Annotated in this window: 15 protein-coding genes; 7 read left to right on the top strand and 8 right to left on the bottom strand. The window is 73.5% G+C overall.

What is annotated here, in order from left to right:
• Positions 1-15: 15 nt before the first annotated feature.
• Complete coding sequence (locus HNR61_RS38315; RefSeq protein ID WP_182848047.1) at positions 16-1,596, bottom strand: B12-binding domain-containing radical SAM protein; 1,581 nt, start codon at positions 1,594-1,596, stop codon at positions 16-18.
• Between the two features lie 327 nt (positions 1,597-1,923).
• The gene (locus HNR61_RS38310) at positions 1,924-2,463 is read right to left on the bottom strand and encodes a CGNR zinc finger domain-containing protein (RefSeq protein WP_182848046.1); all 540 of its coding nucleotides are present in this window, start codon (positions 2,461-2,463) and stop codon (positions 1,924-1,926) included.
• 26 nt (positions 2,464-2,489) lie between these two features.
• Between HNR61_RS38310 and HNR61_RS38305 the strand changes: the two genes are divergently transcribed.
• Positions 2,490-2,969 (top strand): GNAT family N-acetyltransferase, encoded by a 480-nt coding sequence (locus tag HNR61_RS38305; RefSeq protein WP_182848045.1) that lies wholly within the window; start codon positions 2,490-2,492, stop codon positions 2,967-2,969.
• Entirely contained in the window at positions 2,966-4,177 is a 1,212-nt protein-coding gene (locus tag HNR61_RS38300; protein ID WP_182848044.1) for an MFS transporter, read from the top strand. Before HNR61_RS38305 ends, HNR61_RS38300 begins: the two co-directional genes overlap by 4 nt.
• A gap of 53 nt (positions 4,178-4,230) precedes the next feature.
• Here the strand turns inward: HNR61_RS38300 and HNR61_RS38295 are convergent, their stop codons facing one another.
• Together HNR61_RS38295 and HNR61_RS38290 are read right to left on the bottom strand one after the other, a co-directional pair.
• On the bottom strand, positions 4,231-4,635 hold the full coding sequence (locus HNR61_RS38295) for a hypothetical protein (RefSeq protein WP_182848043.1): 405 nt from the start codon (positions 4,633-4,635) through the stop codon (positions 4,231-4,233).
• A gap of 148 nt (positions 4,636-4,783) precedes the next feature.
• Positions 4,784-5,404, bottom strand: a complete 621-nt coding sequence (locus HNR61_RS38290) for a TetR/AcrR family transcriptional regulator (RefSeq protein WP_182848042.1) — start codon at positions 5,402-5,404, stop codon at positions 4,784-4,786.
• A 90-nt stretch (positions 5,405-5,494) separates the two neighbouring features.
• Between HNR61_RS38290 and HNR61_RS38285 the strand changes: the two genes are divergently transcribed.
• Positions 5,495-6,514, top strand: a complete 1,020-nt coding sequence (locus HNR61_RS38285) for an oxygenase MpaB family protein (protein ID WP_182848041.1) — start codon at positions 5,495-5,497, stop codon at positions 6,512-6,514.
• Positions 6,515-6,624: 110 nt separating this feature from the next.
• Here the strand turns inward: HNR61_RS38285 and HNR61_RS38280 are convergent, their stop codons facing one another.
• The 3 genes from HNR61_RS38280 to HNR61_RS38270 all read right to left on the bottom strand — a co-directional run bounded on the left by HNR61_RS38280 (position 6,625) and on the right by HNR61_RS38270 (position 10,895).
• Positions 6,625-7,227, bottom strand: coding sequence for a DUF7691 family protein (locus tag HNR61_RS38280; RefSeq protein WP_425544499.1), 603 nt, complete (start codon positions 7,225-7,227; stop codon positions 6,625-6,627).
• 790 nt (positions 7,228-8,017) lie between these two features.
• Positions 8,018-10,249, bottom strand: a complete 2,232-nt coding sequence (locus tag HNR61_RS38275) for a glycoside hydrolase family 3 C-terminal domain-containing protein (RefSeq protein ID WP_182848039.1) — start codon at positions 10,247-10,249, stop codon at positions 8,018-8,020.
• A gap of 16 nt (positions 10,250-10,265) precedes the next feature.
• Positions 10,266-10,895: a TetR/AcrR family transcriptional regulator gene (locus tag HNR61_RS38270; protein ID WP_312898303.1), complete on the bottom strand. Its 630-nt coding sequence runs from the start codon at positions 10,893-10,895 to the stop codon at positions 10,266-10,268.
• A gap of 201 nt (positions 10,896-11,096) precedes the next feature.
• On the opposite strand from HNR61_RS38270, the gene HNR61_RS38265 reads away from it, so the two are divergent.
• From HNR61_RS38265 to HNR61_RS38250, 4 genes are read left to right on the top strand one after another with little or no spacing between them, the layout of a single operon-like run.
• Positions 11,097-12,632 carry an ABC transporter substrate-binding protein gene (locus tag HNR61_RS38265; protein ID WP_182848038.1) on the top strand — a complete coding sequence of 512 codons (1,536 nt, stop codon included), beginning with the start codon at positions 11,097-11,099 and terminating at the stop codon, positions 12,630-12,632.
• 1 nt (position 12,633) lies between these two features.
• A complete protein-coding gene (locus HNR61_RS38260) occupies positions 12,634-13,575 on the top strand; it encodes an ABC transporter permease (RefSeq protein ID WP_182848037.1) in 942 nt (313 codons plus the stop codon).
• On the top strand, positions 13,572-15,296 hold the full coding sequence (locus tag HNR61_RS38255; protein ID WP_312898302.1) for a dipeptide/oligopeptide/nickel ABC transporter permease/ATP-binding protein: 1,725 nt from the start codon (positions 13,572-13,574) through the stop codon (positions 15,294-15,296). The genes HNR61_RS38260 and HNR61_RS38255 overlap by 4 nt, the downstream gene beginning before the upstream one ends.
• A complete protein-coding gene (locus HNR61_RS38250; protein WP_182848036.1) occupies positions 15,293-16,162 on the top strand; it encodes an ATP-binding cassette domain-containing protein in 870 nt (289 codons plus the stop codon). The genes HNR61_RS38255 and HNR61_RS38250 overlap by 4 nt, the downstream gene beginning before the upstream one ends.
• Here HNR61_RS38250 and HNR61_RS38245 read toward each other — a convergent pair.
• Positions 16,129-17,745, bottom strand: a complete 1,617-nt coding sequence (locus HNR61_RS38245) for a family 20 glycosylhydrolase (RefSeq protein ID WP_182848035.1) — start codon at positions 17,743-17,745, stop codon at positions 16,129-16,131. The two genes, HNR61_RS38250 and HNR61_RS38245, sit on opposite strands and share 34 nt — an antisense overlap.
• Positions 17,746-17,769: the final 24 nt, after the last annotated feature.

The raw sequence follows: 17,769 nt of genomic DNA, 5'->3' as shown, positions 1-17,769 counted from the left end.
GGGGAACGCGCCCGCTCAGGCGCCGATGGTCACCCCGAGGCTCCGGCCGTGGTCGCGGACCTCCGCCCGCGCCGCCGCCAGGTCGTCGAGCGTCAGTCCGGGCATGACCGACTCGACGTAGTCGGCCATCGCCTCCTCGCGGTCGATGACGTCCCGGCCCCTCCACTTGCGGGCCCGGGCCTCGTGCACGCGCCGGCCGGGCGTCCGCAGCCCGAGTCCGGCCGCGCGGTCGCGGGCGCGGTCGGGGTCCAGCAGCATCGTGAAGTCCAGCGAGCCCGGTTCGGGGGACAGCACCTCGACGTCCAGCGCCGCGACGCCGCCCGCGGCGGTGTCGAGCAGCGCCTTCATCGAGTCGACGTTCTCGCGCAGCAGCGTCGCGTCCATGCCGAGATGGCCGACGACGAACCCGACCTTGAGCAGCAGCCCCTGGTCCCGGGCCACCCGGAGGGCCCGGACGTTGTGCTCGAACATCAGCTCCGCCCGGTAGCCCGACGCGGCGTCCCGGATCGGGACCAGCGGCTTCCTCATGGCCTGCAGGGACACCGGCGTCCCGGCGTCGAGGCCCACCATCAGCTGCCGGACGCCGAGCCCGCGCAACGTGGCGGCGCGGCGTTCGTCGGACAGGCCGTCGGCGCGGGCGTAACCGACCATCACCGGCCGGTCGTCCTCGGGAAGGTCCGTCCACCAGCCGGGAGGCGACTCGGCCATCTCCCGGAGCAGCCTGCCGAACGTCAGCGGCAGTTCGTCGGCGGTGAGGTAGAGGTAGTCGTAGCCCGCCCGGAACGCCGCCTCCACCAGCGCCCACGCCGCGGGGGCGTCGGGGACCGAGTTCCGCCACATGCCGCCGTACTGGATCGAGCAGAACGAGCAGGCGTCGTCGCGGGCGAACTTGATGCACCCCCGGCCGATCTCGACCGGCGCCCCGGCGGTGACCGTGCGGCCGGTGAGGCGGGCGAACGTCGGCACCACCCGGCCGTGGAAGTTCTCGTGGTACAGCTTGGAGTGCTCGAACACGCGGTCCAGCAGCGAGTAGTCGATCGCCGTGTGGATGGGCTCCTCGCGCTGCGGGGTGGCCACGACCCTCTGCCCGTCGAGGACGACGAGCCCCGGGTGGTCCGGTGGGGACACCTCGCCGCCCGCGCTCAGCGTTCGGATGAGGTCGACGAAACCTCCCACGACCTCGTTGCCGACGAACGCGTAGTCGATGACGCGCGTCCGGGAGGTCAGGCACTCGCGGGTGAGCGCGGTCAGGTGGTCGTTGCCGAAGACGGTGACGATCCGCTCGTCGATCCTCTTGGCGGCGGCGCACAGTTGCAGGCCGGCCTCGTAGGTCGCGGTCAGCGCGCTGACGCAGATCGCGAGGATGTCGCCGGCGTTGGCCTCGACGTGCGCCAGGACGTCCGGCCAGGGCACGACGGTGCCGTCGACGTAGACCGGCTCCACGCCGGGCACGGCGCGCAGCGCCGAGGCCAGGGTGAGCACCCCGAGGTTGGGGAAGTCGGACCAGTCGGTGTGCTCTTCGGGCCTGGTGACGGTGCACGAGGCACCGTCGATCACGGTGTTGGAATTGGGCGGGCTGACGACCAGGACTTGCATTCGCCTTCTTCTCCGTCAGAGGGAACAGTGCCGGAGGTCGCAGCGGGGACTTTCGATGGAGGGCTGGGGGCCGACGTTACCGGCCCGCTTCGGGCCTTCCCGACCGGCCGGGGGCGATTTCAGATAACGGGAAACAGGACATTGACCTAATTGGTCAATGCGAAGTAACGTCACGCCTCCGGCGGCGCCGCGCGATCACATCGCGCAGGTCGCCGCCGAACGCCACGCCCCCCGCCGCATTCGCGGCGTCCCAAACCCCGGCGATGGCGACGCCGCCCTTCGTCGGCGCGGGGACCGTTCACCGGGCCGGCCGTCCGATCGTGGCCATCAGCCGGTCGCGGCCCCCGAGGGGGCGGCGGTCCGGGCGCGGTGGCGGCGGACCGCGTCGCGGTTGGCGCAGCGGTGGGAGCAGTAGCGCTGCCGGCCGGTGCGGGAGGTGTCGGCGAAGATCGTGTCGCACTCGGTCACGGCGCAGCGCCGCAGCCGGTGCATGCCCCGTCCCGCCAGGTGCAGCGCCGTGCCGACGGAGATCAGGGAGAACAGCACCGCGCCGAGCGGCTGCCCGTCGTCGCGGTAGTGCAGGTGCCAGCCGCCCGCGTGGTCGGTCAGGCGCGGGTAGGCGGCGGCCTCCGCCAGCATCCGGTTGGCCAGGGCGGCGCGCTCGCGTTCGCCGGTGGCGTCGACGACCTTCTCCCAGGCGTCCAGCACGGCCCCGAGACGGTCCAGGTCCTCCTGCGAGACCGGGCGTTCCAGCACCAGCCCGGCGGCGCGGCAGCGGTCGGCGAGTTCCCCGGGGGTCTCCGGCCGCCGGTTGGCGAGGTCGGCGGCGAGGTTCACGGCGTCCTCGCCGTAAGGGTTGAGATGCACAAGACCATTACAGCAGGGTGGTCGGCATGGCACAACACACCGGCGTACGGCCGGCAACGGAGGACGACGTCGCGGAACTCGTGCGGCTGCGGGCGCTGCTGTTCGAGACCCTCGGCGGTGACTACTTCAACCCGGCCTCGGGTGACGGCGCGTGGCGGGACGCCCTGGCCGTGGTCCTGAAGGAACGGCCGGCGGACGGCACCATGCGGATCCTCGTCGTCGACGGCGGCGATGGCCTGGCCGCCTGCGGCATCGGCAGCGTCGAGACGCGGCTGCCCGGACCGCACCTGCGCAACGGCCGGGTCGGGCTCGTGATCGGCATGGTCACCGACCCGGCGCACCGGCGGCGCGGGCACGGTCGCGCCATCATGCGCGGCCTGCTCGACTGGTTCCGGGACCAGGACGTCGCCCGCGTGGACCTGTACGCCTCCCACGACGGCGCGCCGCTCTACCGCGAACTCGGCTTCGTGGACCATCCCGACCCCGCCCTGTACTGGCGGCCATGACCGTCGTCCGGCCCGCCCGCGACGCGTCCCGCTACCGCTGGGTCATCCTCGGCGTCGCCACCTTCACCCAGGCCGCCGCCAGCTTCTTCGTGCAGGGCATCGGGGCGATGGGCGTCCACCTGCAACGCGACCTCGACCTGAGCACGGCGCAGCTCGGGCTGCTGATCTCGGCGGCCCAGCTGGTCCCGCTGGTCGGGCTGCTGGTGGCCGGGGAACTGCTGGACCGCCACGACGAGCGCTGGGTCGTCGGCGCCGGTCTCTCCCTGGTCGCCGTCGCCCTCTGCGCGGGGAGCCTGGCGCCGGGGTACACCGCCCTTCTCCTCGTGCTGCTGGTCGTGGGCGCGGGGTACAGCACCGTCCAGCCCGGCGGGAGCAAGTCGGTGGCGACCTGGTTCGACGGCTCGCGGCGGGGGCTCGCGATGGGCGTCCGCCAGGCGGGCCCGCCGCTGGGCGGGGCGTTCTCCGCGGCCGTGCTGCCCTTGCTGGCCGCGACCCACGGCTGGCGCGCGACGCTGGTGGCGGGCGGGATCGTCGCGTTCCTGGGCGCCGGGGCCTTCCTCGGCCTCTACCGCCGGCCGCCCGGCCGCGCCGTCGCCGCGGGCGGGACGCGCGCCCCGCTCGCGGCGCAGGTCCGCGCCCGGCTGCGGATGCTCCGCGAGCCGTCCATGGTGAAGATCATGCTGTCGGGGACGAGCCTGATCTCCGTCCAGTCCGGCGTGCTCGTGCTGACCGTGCTGCACCTGCACGACGTCGCCGCGATCCCGGCCGGGACCGCGGTCGGCGTCTTCGTGGCGGTCCAGGTGGCGGGCGTCGCCGGTCGCATCGGGCTGGCGGCCTGGAGCGACCGGCGGCGATCGGGACGGTACGCCTGCGTCGTCACCTGCATGGTCGCCGTGGTCGCGGGAACGGCGATGCTGACGACGCCGCTGGGCCGCTCCCCCACGGCGGCCTGCGTCCTGGTCGTCTGGCTCGGGTTCTTCGGGTTCGGCTGGTACGGCCCGTGGGTGGCGTACGTGGCCGAGTCGGCGCCCCCGGAACGGACCGGGTTCGCCCTCGGCCTGGCCATGTCCGCCAACCAGGTCGTCATCATCCTGACGCCGCCGCTCCTCGGCCTGGTCCGGGACCTCACCCACAGCTTCACACCGGCCTGGGGCCTGCTCGCCGCGACGACCGCCGTCGCCCTGGCGATCGGACGGCGGAGGAGGTGACGAGCCGTTCGGGGACGGGGCGCGGTGCCCCGCCCTCGAATCCGGACCGGCCTCTAGGTGCAGGCCACGGGGTTGACCTCCCACCGCTCGATCGTCCGGCCGAGGTTGGGACGGGCCCTCTGCCCGGACCTGACGATGTCGTAGGTGTACCACTTCCCCGCGGAGTTGGTGGTCCTGAGCTCGGCGCACCACCCGGGGCCGATGTAGTAGCCCCTGGCCTGGCCCCAGCCGAAACCGGCGGCGCAGTCCGTACGCTGGCCGACCGGCAGCACCTTGTCGTAGAGCCCCTGGACGTAGAGGTTGCCCGTTCCCCTCCAGTCGTGCATCACTCCGACGCCGACGGAACCCTGGTTGCTGATGTAACTGGTCGCCGACACGCACACTCTGGCGGCCGAGGCCGACGCGGCGTTCGCGGTGACCCCCATCGGAAGAACGGCGACCACCGGCACAGCCAACACCGCCGACCTTCTCGGATATCTCATCGTGCCCCTTCCCGTCAGGCCCGATCCCGGGGATGAGGTTCAGAGCCAACCAGCCGGCGCCTTCATCACGGCGTCAGATCGCTTTCATCCCCGCTCAGGAGCACGAGAGCGCCGCGCCTCCCTTTCACGGGGCGTGCGGTGCCAGCAGCAGGGCGGCGTGGTCGACGACGGCGTCCAGGTCATCGCCCAGGCCGCCGGTCAGCCACTGCTGGGCGAGTTCCACCATCGCTCCGGTGAACATCGCGGCGCCCACGCGCGCCAGGCGCGGATCGACGGCGGGACGCGTGCGCGTCTCCTGGCGCAGGACCTCGTCCATCAGCGCGGTCTGGGCGGCCTGGCGGCGGGCGGCCAGCACCGGGTTGGCGCGGGCCTCGGTGAACAGCACCCGGCCCCGGCGCGGGTCGGCCGAGCTGAAGTCCAGCACGCCGCGGATGCCGGTCCGGATCCGTTCCGCCGGGTCGTCACCGGCCGCCTTCAAGGCCGCCAGGAGCCGTCCGGTCAGCTCGGCGGCGACCGCGTCGTAGACCGCCCCCAGGAGCTGGTCGGTGTCGGTGAAGCTCTCGTAGAAGTAGCGGGCGTGCAGGCTGCAGGCCCGGCACACCGCGCGGACCGACACCCCCGCCTCACCCTGGGTGCCGAACAGCTCGAACGCCGCCTCCACCAGCCGGGCGCGGCGCTCCTCGCGCCGGGCGGCCAGCGGGACGCCGGCCCATCGGGTCGCCGCGGTCCTCGTGTCGTTCGCCACCGGCCCAGCCTATCCGCCCCACTTCTGGCTACACCCGTAGCCAGAAATGCCCTACTCTGGTCACACCTGTAGCCAGAGTTGGGAGTCGGCATGGTCCCCCTGCCTCACCGCACGCTCGTCCGGCCTCTCGCCGAACGGTTCGACGACCACTTCGACACCCAGGTCAGGTCCCGCTTCTTCAGGGGGCTGGAGTTCGCCGGGCCCGAGGGCGACCCGGGATGGTTCGGCCCCGACAGCGCGGTGTGGTACGTGCACTCCCACACTCCCCTGCTGTCCTTCGGGCTGGCGTGCGCGGCCTTCCTGGAAGGGCTGGACCCCAGCATCTACTGGATGGGCGTTCACCACTCCCGGCTCATCGCCAGGGACGACGACGGAAGACCGACCGGCGGACTCGACCAGGAAGGGGCCGCCGTTCGGTTCGGGCACTCCCTGTCGTTCTTCATCGGCACCGCCTACGGCTCCACCGCCACCGCCGAACGCCTCGCCCGGACCGTGCGCGCCATGCACCACACCGTCAAGGGAACCCGTCCCGACGGCCTGGCTTACGACGCCGACGACCCCCGATGGCTGCGCTGGAACTACGCCACCGTCGTGTGGGGGCTGGCCACCGCCCACGAGCGCTACCACCCCCGCCCGCTGCGCGGGAAGGACCTGGACCGCTACTACGGGGAGTTCGTCCGCGTCGGGCACGCCCTGGGCGGAACCGACCTGCCCACCACCAAGGCCGAGACCCTCGAATGCCTCAAGGCGCACCTGCCCTGCCTGGCGCTCACCCACGGCCAGGCCGCCCGCACCGGCCCCAACCTCCGCGACGCCCCCACCACCCTGCTCACCGGCCCGTTCATGGACTGGGCGATCCGCGACACCCTCCCCCGCTGGGCCGCCTCGATGGTCATGCACCGCCCGCCCAACCCCGTCGAGCTGCGGGCGCGCCGCACCGCCCTCTGGCTGGTCCTCAACGGCGTCCACGCCACCATCGGTCCGATCAGGGAGTTCCGGCAGGCGCAGGCCAGGGTCCCCGCCGGCACCACCCGCGCCCCCGTCGCCCCCGCCCACACACCGGGCACCGACCCGGCCCGCACCCGCGAACAGGCCGAAGCCATGGCCTGACCTTGGTGGCTGACAGGTGGAGCCCTCCTACGTCGTGGACAGCCGCTACCTCGCCCCATCCAGACCAGGGACCGCCCCTCCTCCCTGCGGGACGGCCACCCGATGGCCGGTCAGCCGTAGAAGGTGACCAGGTCGCGCAGCGGTAGCGGTCCATCAGGGACCTCGCGTGCGAACGCGTTGAAGTCGAGCGTCTCGTCCACCGCGGCCAACAGCACCTTGACCAGGTCGGCCGCCACCACCTGGTCAACGATCCCGCCGTACACCTGGCGCATCCGCGGCATCCGCGCGGCCGGCACATGCCCGATGACCGGCATGTGCCTCGATAGCGGCGTACCGGCGAACGGATGGTCGTACATGAATCGCACTGGCGTGAGCTCACGAGGCACGCCGGCACTCTCGAACTCCTCGCTCGCCTCCCGCAGGTACTGCGCGCCCAGCCGCAGCGGCCCGAAATCGAAACGGGTCGACTCGTCGTACTCGATCAGGTCCTGCCATACGAGGGCATAGACGTGGCCGGCCTCCGGGTCCTTGGGACGATCGCCGAAGATGTCGTCCACGGCCTCGACCATCGTCCGAGACGCCTCCAGCTCCCAACGCGCGTCGACGGCCGCGGCCCGTTGCCGGCTCGTCTCCACCGTGCCGGGCGCGGGACGCCGGATCGAGGCGGCCATCTTCTCGATGCTCACGCTGTAGATCGTGAACTGCGAACCCATCGGTCTCCTTCGTCCTGGTCGCCACGTGCACCGCGTAGGACGCGATCATGCACATCACGGTTCCCGCGCGGCCATGACAGCGGTCACCAAGAACTCCCCGGGTACGGCCGGTTGTGGTGGGACGCTGGGTGATCGCGGTGAGGCGGATGCCCGGCTTCCCCGCCCTCCGATGGACCGGGCTGCGACGGCCACGAGGTTCGTCCTGGCGCCGAGGGCATAGCGGCGTACCGGTGCCTTCTGTTCAGCCCTCGGCGTCGAGATCGTCCGATCCCAGGACCGCTGACCGGCGCCCACCCGTCATGAGGTTGTGTGACAGCGACGCCGACGTGCGGCGTTCCCCACGCGTTCCGAAACCCCCGCCCGTTCCCCCCGGCACCCCGTGGGTGAGAACCCGCCTGCCGGATCGGGTCCGCTGTGATCGCCGGGGCGATCCTTGACGGGCTGTGACGCGGTGCTGGCGCCGCTACGGCACCGGTCGGGTGACCTTCGGTGGCTTCCTGCTGGCGGTGGTGGCCTACGGGCTGCTGTACACCTTCACCCAGTCCGGCGCGGCGGTCGGCACCGGCGGCTCACCGGACGCCTGCCGCGCCGCGCTCATCGTCCCGGTGGTCGTGGTGCTGCCGGGGACGGCGGCCTGCGCACCCCCAGACCCACCGCCTGCCCGAAGGCCACGGCGCGCGCAGGCTGGGTTTCCCCGCGCGTTCTCGGGCCGAGGAGTACGAGGGGCCCGAGGGGCTGGGTCCGTTCTACCTGGTGGCCGCCCGCGACGGCAGGGTCGGTGAGGCGCGCGTCAGTCGTGCCGGGTGTTCCGCACCGCCGCCACCAGCTCGTTCACGACCTCGAAGTCCAGCCCGATCCCGAAGGTGCGGAACTTCACCAGCGGGATGCCCCGCGCCAGGGCGAGCAGCGCCGGGGGCGGGCCGCCGCCGTTCCGGCCGCCGAACGCGCCGCCCAGCCGTTCCCGCAGCACCGGCCCGCCGACCGGGTGGTCGAGCCACTCGCCGAGCGTGGACATCCCGTCCAGCGCGGGCACCCACCCGTCGCCGGGCGTGCTCAGCTCGGCGCGCAGCCGGATGTCGCGGGAGGACGCCCCCACCTCGACCGTGAACCGCCCCGGGTCGATCCGCCGGCCGCCGCGCGCCACCGACCACCGCGCGAGGTCGCGTCCGGTGAGGCCGAACGACACCGGGGCGCTCTGCCCGGGCTCCAGCGCGACCTTGGCGAAGCCGCGCAGCTCGTGCCGGGGCCGGGTGGGGCGCTCCTCGTCGAAGGCCACGTAGAGCTGGACGACCTCGTGCGCCGCCCGCCCGCCCGTGTTGGTGACGGTGAGGCCGACGTCCCAGGTGTTGTCCCCGGTCTCGCGGACCTCCAGGTCGGAGTACTCGAAGCGGGTGTAGCTCAGCCCGTGCCCGAACGGGTAGGCGACCTCGGTCCCGAGCGTGTCGTGGTGCCGGTAGCCGACGTAGCGGCCCTCGCCGTAGACCACGTGCCCGTCGCTCCCCGGGAAGTGCAGGTGGGAGGGGACGTCGGCGAGGCGCAGCGGGATCGTCTCGGTGAGCCGTCCCGACGGGCTGCACGCGCCCAGCAGCAGGTCGGCGACGGCCGAGCCGCCCGCCTGGCCCGGCAGCCAGCACTCCAGGATCGCCGAGGCCGCGTCCCGCCACCCGGCCACCGACACCACGCCGCCGTTGGCCAGCACGACCACGACCCGGGGGCACCGTCCGGCGATCCGGCGCAGCAGGCGCACCTGGACGTCCGGGAGGTCGAGGGTGGTGCGGTCGAAGCCCTCGGACTCGGCCTCGTCGGGCAGGCCGAGGAACACCAGCGCGACGTCGGCGTCCGCCGCCGCGTCGGCGGCCCGGCGTTCCAGGTCGTCGTCGGCCGCGCCGTCCAGGCGGTATCCGGCGGCGAAGGTCAGGGTGGTGGCCTCGCCGGCGGCGGCGGTCAGGGCGTCCCAGGCGTTGTCGAGCCGGGTCGGCACCACGTGCGAGCTGCCGTTCCCCTGGTAACGCGGGGTGCGGGCCAGCTCGCCGACCACGGCGATCCGCTGCCGGGCGTCCGGGTCGAGCGGCAGCAGGTCCTCGTCGTTCTTCAGCAGCACGGCCGAGGCGCGGGCCGCCTCGCGGGCCAGCTCGTGGTGGGCCTCGACGTCCCAGCCGTCGTGGCGTTCGGCGGAGGCGACGCGCTCGGCCAGCGCGCGCACCCGGCCGGCGGCGCGGTGCACGGCCGCCTCGTCCAGGCGGCCGGAGCGGACGGCGTCCACGATCTCGTGGTCGGTGCCGGTCGGCGGCATCTCCAGGTCGAGCCCGGCGGCGAGCGCCGCCACCCGGTCGTCGACCGCGCCCCAGTCGGAGACGACCACGCCGTCGAAGCCCCACTCCCCGCGGAGCACCTCGGTCAGCAGCCACCGGTTCTGGCTGGCGGGCACGCCGTTGATCCGGTTGTAGGCGCTCATGACCATGAACGGCCGGGCGTGCCGCACGATGTGCTCGAACGCGGGCAGGTAGATCTCGCGCAGCGTCCGCTCGTCGACGTCGGCGCTGACGCGCATCCGGTCGGTCTCCTGGTTGTTGACCGCGAAGTGCTTCACGCACGCGCCGATCCCGCGCGACTGGATCCCGGACACGACGCCCGCGCCCATGACGCCGGTCAGGTGCGGGTCCTCGGAGAAGTACTCGAAGTTGCGGCCGCACAGCGGCGAACGCTTGATGTTGACGCCGGGTCCGAGCACCACGTCGGCCCCGAGCGCGGCCGCCTCCACCGCCAGCGCCGCCCCGACGCGGCGGGCCAGGTCCGGGTCCCAGGAGGAGCCGAGCGCGACCGCGGGCGGGAAGCAGGTGGCCGGGACGCTGCGGGTGAGGCCCAGGGCGTCGCCCGCCTCGGGGTCCTGCCGCCGGATGCCGTGCGGGCCGTCGGCGAGGGTGACGGGCGGGACCGCGTCGCGGACGGCGGCGGTGGTCCAGGTGTCGGCGCCGGAGGTCAGCGAGGCGGCTTCGGCGAGGGTCAGGTCGGACCGGGTCATGTGCTCCCTCTGGAGGTCAGGGGCCGGGTGCGGGTTCGGGGGTCAGGTCGAGGTCCAGGCCGAGCTGGCGGATGAACGCCGTGACCGCGGCGTGCATGTCGACCGCGTCGGGTTCCAGCAGCCACTGGGTCTGCAGCCCGTCCATCAGGGCCAGCAGTTGCCGGGCCGCCAGGGCGGGGTCGTGCCCCGGCGGCGGGTCGGCCCTGGCGAACAGCGCGGCGAACGCCCCGGTGAGCTGCTCGCGCAGCACCCGGTAGCGGTCGACGAAGTAGGCGTGCGCGGGGTGCTCGGGGGCGACGGACTCGCCGGAGATCTTCACGTAGAGGCCGACCAGTCCCGGCGTGGTCATGTTGCGGGCCACGAACCCGACGACGGTCCGCAGCACGCCCTCGGGGGTGGCGGTGCCCGGGCCGAACAGCAGCCGGGCGTCGACCCGGTCGCGGCGGCCGAGCACCTGGACGAGCAGCTCCTCCTTGCCGGGGAAGTGGTGCAGCAGCCCCGCGTGGGTCAGCCCGGCGTGCGCGGCGATGTCGCGCAGCGACACCGCGTGGAAGCCCGAACGGGAGAACAGTTCGGTCGCGGAGTCGAGGATGCGCGCGCGGGTGCGCTCGCCCTTGGTCATGCGGCGTGGGGACTGCTCGGTCACGGGCCGGGGCCTTCCTGGGACGTCGGGTGGGTTCGGGCACGTCAGGACCGCGCCGTGGGCGGGTCCGGTCCTGCGCCCACCGTACGGCCGTCCGTCTCCGCCACAAGCCGCGGGCAAAACCTACCACGTGGTTAGTTTCGGCTGTATGCTCCCCGGCAACTCGCCGAGACGGCGGTTTCGTCCGCATAACGGAGTGGATCCATGAAGAAGAGCACCAGGGCCGTCACCCTCGCCGCGTTCTGCGTCACCGCGGCGGCGGCCCTCACCGGATGCGCCGGCAGCGGGGGCGAGGGCGGCGCGGGGTCCACGACCCTGACGATCGCCACGATGACGCTGCCCCAGAGCCTGGACCCGGCCGACGCCAACGGCAGCGCGCTGCCGTTCTTCCAGGCGGTGTACGACACGCTCGTCAAGCGCGAGCCCGACGGCTCCTACAGTCCGATGCTCGCCACCGGGTGGAAGTACGACGACGACCGCACCGAACTCAGGCTGACGCTGCGCGACGGCGTGACGTTCGACGACGGCACCCCGTTCGACGCCGCCGCCGTCAAGGCGAACATGGAGCGCTTCGGCAAGAAGGCCGGCGCGCAGGCCAAGACGCTCAAGGACGTCAGGTCCATCGAGGTCGTGGACAAGACGCACGTGACGCTCAAGCTGTCCCAGCCCAACCCCGCGATGCTCTACTTCCTGAGCGACGCGGCCGGTCTCATGGCGAACCCGAAGGCGTTCGACAAGCCCGGCGACCCGTTGAAGACCAGGCCCGACGGCACCGGCCCCTACGAGCTGGACTCCGCCAAGTCCGCCATCGGCACCCGGTGGGTCTACACGCGGGCCCGCGGTTACTGGGGCACCCGCCTGCCCTACGAGAACCTCACCATCAGCTACTTCAACAACGAGACCGCCATCGTCAACGGCCTGCGCACCGGCCAGATCAACGCCGCGCTGCTCCAGGCCGCCGACCAGCAGGCCGCCGTCGAGAACGACCGGAAGCTGAGCAAGGCCAAGCAGGAGTTCGACTTCCAGGGCATCGTCCTGTTCGACCGGGGCGGCGCGCTGGTCCCCGCGCTGCGCGACCCCCGCGTCCGGCAGGCCCTGAACCACGCCATCGACCGCCGGACGATGCTGGACAAGATCCGGCAGGGGCGCGGCGAGGCCACCGCCCAGATCTTCGGCACCCAGGCGGCGGGCTACCTCAAGGAGCTGGACTCCCACTACGCCCACGACCCGGCCAAGGCCCGCGACCTGCTCAGGCAGGCCGGGTACGCCTCGGGGTTCACGCTGCGGCTGCCGCGCGTGACGGCGATCGTCCCCGACGCGCTGGCCTCGTCGCTGCAGACCGACCTGAACGCCATCGGCGTCAAGCTGGCCTGGGAGAACGTCGACGCCGGCGCCATCCGGAAGATCTTCACCGACCGCGCCTACCCCGCCATGGTCATGAACCTCGGGCAGCACGCCGTCGACTGGATCGGCATCAACGACTACGTCCTGCCCGGCGTCTTCAACATGTTCGGCACCACCGACGACACGGTGAGGGAACTGCTGCCGAGGATCCAGCGGACGGAGGGCGCGCAGGCGAGGGAGGACCTGCGGAAGCTCAACCGGCACCTGGTGGAGCAGGCGTGGTTCGTGCCCTTCTACCGCATGGGCTACCTGCACGTCAGCGACGGCACCGTCCGCGTCACCCCGCAGTCCGGGATGGCCGTCCCGTCCATCTACAACTACGCCCCCGCCAAGTGACATGGTGAGCTTCGTCGTACGCAGGGTCGCGGCGGGGGCGGTGCTCCTGTTCGTGGTCTCCGCGCTGTCCTACCTCCTGCTGTCGGTGCCCGACACGGACGTGGGCCGCCAGATCCTCGGCTCCGGCGCGCCCGCCGAGACCGTCGCCGCCAAGAACCGCGAACTCGGCCTGGACCGCCCGGCGCCCGTCCAGTACGCCGACTGGCTCGCGCACGCCGTGCGCGGCGACTTCGGCACCTCCTGGTTCACCGGCGAGAACGTGGTGCGGGCCATCGCCACCCGGCTGCCGGTCACCGTCAGCCTCATGGTCGGTGTCACCCTCGTCACCGCCGTGCTGTCGCTGGTGCTCGGGGTGTGGGCGGGGGTCCGGCGCGGCGCGGCCGACCGCCTGGTGCAGGTGCTCGGCGTGCTCGGGTACGCCCTGCCCGGCTTCCTGGTCACGCTGGTCATCGTCGTGGTGTTCGCGGTGCGGCTCGGCTGGTTCCCGGCCATCGGCTACATCGGGTTGACCGAGTCGGTGCCCGGCTGGCTGTCCACGATCACGCTGCCGGTGGCGTCGCTGTCGGTCGCCGCCATCGCGGGCGTGTCCCAGCAGGTGCGCGGCGCGGTGATCGACGTGCTGCGGCAGGACTACGTGCGCACGCTGCGCGCCCGCGGGCTGCCGCCGTCGCGGATCCTGTTCCGGCACGTGCTGCGCAACGCCTCCGCCCCCGCGCTGACGGTGCTGGGCATGCAGTTCGTCGGGCTGCTGGGCGGCGCGGTCATCGTGGAGCAGATCTTCGGGCTGCCGGGGATCGGCGCGATGACCGTCACCTACACCACGCGCGGCGACATCCCGGTGATCATGGCGTTGGTGATGGTCGCCGTCGTCGGGGTCGTCGCCGTCAACCTCGCGGTGGACCTGCTGGTCGGCTGGCTCAACCCGAAGGCGAGGACGGCGTGAGCGCGCGGAGGGTCGCCCGCCGGGTGCTGCGCAACCCGCTCGGGCTGGTCCCGGCGGTGGTGCTCGCCCTGATCGTGCTGGCGGTGCTGTGCGCGCCGCTGCTCAGCCCGCAGGGCCCGGCCGTGGCCAGCCTGCGCGACTCGTTCGGCGGCCCGACCGGCGGGCATCCGCTGGGCTTCGACTCGGCGGGCCGGGACGTGCTGGCGCGGCTGCTGCACGGCGGCCGCAACACCCTGGGCGGAGCGCTGCTGGCGCTGGCGGTCGCGCTGGTGGTCGGCGTCCCGTCCGGGCTGGTGGCCGGGTACCGGGGCGGCCGGTTCGACGCCGCCGCGTCCTGGACCGCCAACCTGGTCATGGCGCTGCCCGCGATGGTGGTGCTGCTCGCCTCCCGCGCGATCCTCGGGCCCACCGTGTGGGTGCTGATGGTCGTGCTGGGCGTGCTGATCGCACCGAGCTTCTTCCGGCTGGTGCGCGGCACCGTCGCCGGGGTCCGGAACGAGCTGTACGTGGACGCCGCGCGGGTGTCGGGACTGCGGGACGCGCGGATCGTGGCCCGGCACGTGCTGGTGGTGGTGCGCGCCCCCGTCATCGTGCAGACCGCGCTGGTCGCCGGGATCGCGATCGGGTTGCAGGCGGGCCTGGAGTTCCTGGGGATCGGCAGCGGCGACACGCCCACCTGGGGCGCGATGCTGAACGAGGCGTTCGCCAACCTCCAGCGCGCCCCGGCGATGATGGTGTGGCCGGGACTGGCGCTCGGCCTGACCAGCGCCTCGCTGGTGCTGCTGGCCGCCGCGCTGCGCGACGCGCTGGAGGACCGGGGCGCCGACCCGGTCCGCCGCAGGCGCCCGGCCGCCGCGCCCGCCGCGTCCACCGCACCCGCCGGGGACGGCGACGACCGGGCGGGGCTGCTGTCGGTGCGCGACCTCGCCGTCTCCTACCTCCTGCCCGACGGCACCGTCCGGGAGGTCGTGCACGGCGTCGATCTCGACGTGCGCGAAGGGGAGATCGTCGGGCTGGTCGGCGAGTCCGGGTCGGGCAAGACCCAGACGGCGTTCTCGATCCTCGGCATCCTGCCCGAGGGCGGGCATGTCAGCCGGGGCAGCGTCACGGTCGACGGCCGGGAGGTCGTCGGGCTGCCCGAACGCGAGCACCGCGCGCTGCGCGGGACCGTGGTCGCCTACGTTCCGCAGGAGCCGATGAGCAACCTGGACCCCTCGTTCACCATCGGCGCGCAGCTCACCGAGCCGATGCGGTACAAGCTGGGGATCTCCCGGGCGGAGGCCCGGCGGCGCGCGCTGGACCTGCTGCGCCAGGTGGAGATCGCCGACCCCGAACGCGTGCTGGCCTCCTACCCGCACCAGATCTCCGGCGGCATGGCGCAGCGCGTGCTGATCGCGGGCGCGATGTCGTGCGGCCCCCGGCTGCTGGTCGCCGACGAGCCGACGACCGCGCTGGACGTCATGGTGCAGGCCGAGGTGCTGGGGCTGCTGCGGCGGCTGCAACGCGAACGCGGCCTCGGCGTCCTGCTGGTCACCCACAACCTCGGCGTCGTCGCCGACGTGTGCGACCGGGTCGCCGTGATGCACGAGGGCCGCGTCGTCGAGACCGGCACCGCCGAGCAGGTCCTGCACGACCCCCGCGAGCCCTACACGCGCACGCTGCTGGACGCCGTGCTGGACCGGGCCCCCGCCCGGCCGCCGTTGAAGGGAAGGACCCCGTGACCACCGACGACGTGACCGACGGCAACCTCCTGGAGGTCGCCGACCTGCGGGTGTCGTTCCCCGGGCGGGGATGGCGCGCCCCGGCGGCCGACGTGCTGAACGGCGTGTCGCTGGCGGTGCGGCCCGGCGAGACGCTGGGCCTGGTCGGCGGCTCGGGGTCGGGCAAGACCACCCTCGGCCGGGCGATCCTCGGCCTGGTCCCGGTGCGCTCGGGCACGGTCACGTTCGCGGGCGAGCGGATCGAACGCGCCACCGCCCGCCGTCGCCGCGAGCTCAGCCGGGACCTCCAGGTGGTGTTCCAGGACCCCTACACCTCGCTGAACCCGTCGCTGACCATCGGCGACACCCTGGCCGAGCCGCTGCTGGCGCAGGGCGTGCCCGCCGCCGAGGCGCGCCGCCGGGTCGGCGGGCTGCTGGACCGGGTGCGGCTGCCGCCGGACGCCGCCGAACGGCTGCCCCGCGAGTTCTCCGGCGGCCAGCGCCAGCGCGTGGCGATCGCCCGCGCGCTCGCGCTGGACCCGAAGCTGATCGTGTGCGACGAGCCGGTGTCGGCGCTGGACCTGACGACCCAGCGGACGGTGCTGGACCTGTTCCTGGAGATCCAGGAACGCACCGGGGTCTCCTACCTGTTCGTCTCGCACGACCTGGCGGTGATCCGCTTCGTCAGCCACCGGGTGGCGGTCCTGCGGCGCGGCGCGATCGTGGAGACCGGGGACACCGCCGAGGTGACCGAGCGTCCCGCGCATTCCTACACGCGCAGCCTGATGCTGGCCGCCCCGGTGGCCGACGTCGCCCGGCAGCGGGACCGCCGGGAGGCGTTCGAGCGGTCCGCCTACCGGGAGAACAGCTCGGCGGAGCGGAAGTAGCCGCCCCAGCCCAGGCGCTCCCACCAGCCGCGGTGCCCGGCCACCCGGCCCCGGTAGTCGTCCCACGCGGTGCCGCCGGGGGTCCACGCCTTCTCGGCGACCCCCGGCAACCGGGGCAGCAGCAGGAACGCCAGGTCCTCGAACCCGGTGACCGTCTCGCACCAGACCGCGGCCTCCACCCCGGCGAGCCGCGCCTCCCCCGGGATCTCGACCAGGGTGTCGGGGGTCCAGCCGAACAGGCCGCGGCAGGTCCGCGGCTGGTAATCGCCGAAGCCGACGCGCGTGCGCCGGGCGTTCTGGTCGGCGTCCAGCGACTCCTCGGCGTGACGGCGGTCCAGGTACAGGAAGCTGCTGGCCGAGGCGAGCACCGGGACGCCCGCGGCGACGGCGGCCGGGACGTCGTGCGCCGACCGCGCGAAGGTCTCGGCGACGGTCTCCAGCAGCCCGTGGTACTCGGGCGGGGTGGTCTCGCGGGCGGCGTCGAGGTCGAACTCGTCGCCGGAGCCGATCCACGCCTGCACGACGTCGTCCGGCGTCAGCGCGCCGGAGCGGGCGGTCTCCTGCCAGCCGACGACCTTCCTGCCGGTGCCGCGGACGATCTCCAGGGCGCGGGCGACGAACGCCGCGTACAGCTCGTCGGGCATCCCGAACGCCTCGTCGCCGCCCAGGTGCAGGTACCGTCCGGGGGTGAGCTCGGCGAGCCGGGCGAGCGCGTCCGCCGCGAACCGGGCGGCCTTCTCCGAGCGCGGGTCGAGGTAGGCCAGCAGCTCGTGCGCCGGCTCCGCCTCGCCCTGCAACTCCGGGTAGGCGCGGACGGCCGCGAGCACGTGACCGGGCATGTCGAGTTCGGGCACGACGGTGACGAACCGGTCGGCCGCGTAGGCGACGATCTCCCGGAAGTCCTCCTCGGTGTAGTACGGGCGCACCCCGTCCTCGGCCAGCGGCCCGCCGGGCCAGCGCGCCGGGTCGGTCAGGCGGGGCCATCCGGGAAGCTCCAGCCGCCACGCCTGGCTGTCGCTCAGGTGCAGGTGCAGCACGTTGAACTTGTAGAGCGCCAGCAGGTCGACGACCCGCTTGACCTCGGCGACGGTGAAGAACCGGCGCACCACGTCCAGCGACAGGCCGCGCCAGGCGAGCGCGGGACCGTCGGCGACCCGCATCGCGGGCGCGGCCGGTCCGCCGTCTCCCGGCCGCAGCGCCTGGGCGAAGGTGGTGGCCCCCCGGAAGAGCCCTTCGGCGGCGCGGGCGGTCACCGTGGCCCCGTCCCCGGTCACGACCAGCTCGTAGCGCTCCCGGACACCGGCCTCGCCCGGTTCCCCGTCCAGCGGATCGACGCCCCGGACGTCCGCGATCCCGCTCACCGGGACCCGGTCGGCCAGCACCAGCCGCAGGTCGGCGTCCCCGCCGGTCAGGACGGGCTCCACGTCGTGCAGCCGCGCCAGCAGTTCGACGACGGTCTCCCCCAGCCCGCGCGGCGCGTCGCCGGAGACCGCGACGCGTGGCCGCGTCCCGAGCCGGAGCCCGTCTCCGTCGAACGTCTCCACGCTCTGCGGGAGCGGGACCAGGGGCGTCGATTCCTTCACGGTGCCTCCGAACGGCGGGGCCAT

Source organism: Actinomadura kijaniata, from assembly GCF_014138665.1.
Taxonomy (GTDB): domain Bacteria; phylum Actinomycetota; class Actinomycetes; order Streptosporangiales; family Streptosporangiaceae; genus Spirillospora; species Spirillospora kijaniata.
This window is presented reverse-complemented; position numbering and strand designations above follow the sequence as displayed.

Excerpts from the sequence above, each read along its gene's own strand:
- HNR61_RS38315 (WP_182848047.1), bottom strand. The coding sequence starts at position 1,596 with ATGCAAGTCCTGGTCGTCAGCCCGCCCAATTCCAACACCGTGATCGAC.
- HNR61_RS38305 (WP_182848045.1), top strand. The coding sequence starts at position 2,490 with ATGGCACAACACACCGGCGTACGGCCGGCAACGGAGGACGACGTCGCG.
- HNR61_RS38300 (WP_182848044.1), top strand. The coding sequence starts at position 2,966 with ATGACCGTCGTCCGGCCCGCCCGCGACGCGTCCCGCTACCGCTGGGTC.
- HNR61_RS38285 (WP_182848041.1), top strand. The coding sequence starts at position 5,495 with ATGGTCCCCCTGCCTCACCGCACGCTCGTCCGGCCTCTCGCCGAACGG.
- HNR61_RS38280 (WP_425544499.1), bottom strand. The coding sequence starts at position 7,227 with ATGGGTTCGCAGTTCACGATCTACAGCGTGAGCATCGAGAAGATGGCC.
- HNR61_RS38275 (WP_182848039.1), bottom strand. The coding sequence starts at position 10,249 with ATGACCCGGTCCGACCTGACCCTCGCCGAAGCCGCCTCGCTGACCTCC.
- HNR61_RS38265 (WP_182848038.1), top strand. The coding sequence starts at position 11,097 with ATGAAGAAGAGCACCAGGGCCGTCACCCTCGCCGCGTTCTGCGTCACC.
- HNR61_RS38260 (WP_182848037.1), top strand. The coding sequence starts at position 12,634 with ATGGTGAGCTTCGTCGTACGCAGGGTCGCGGCGGGGGCGGTGCTCCTG.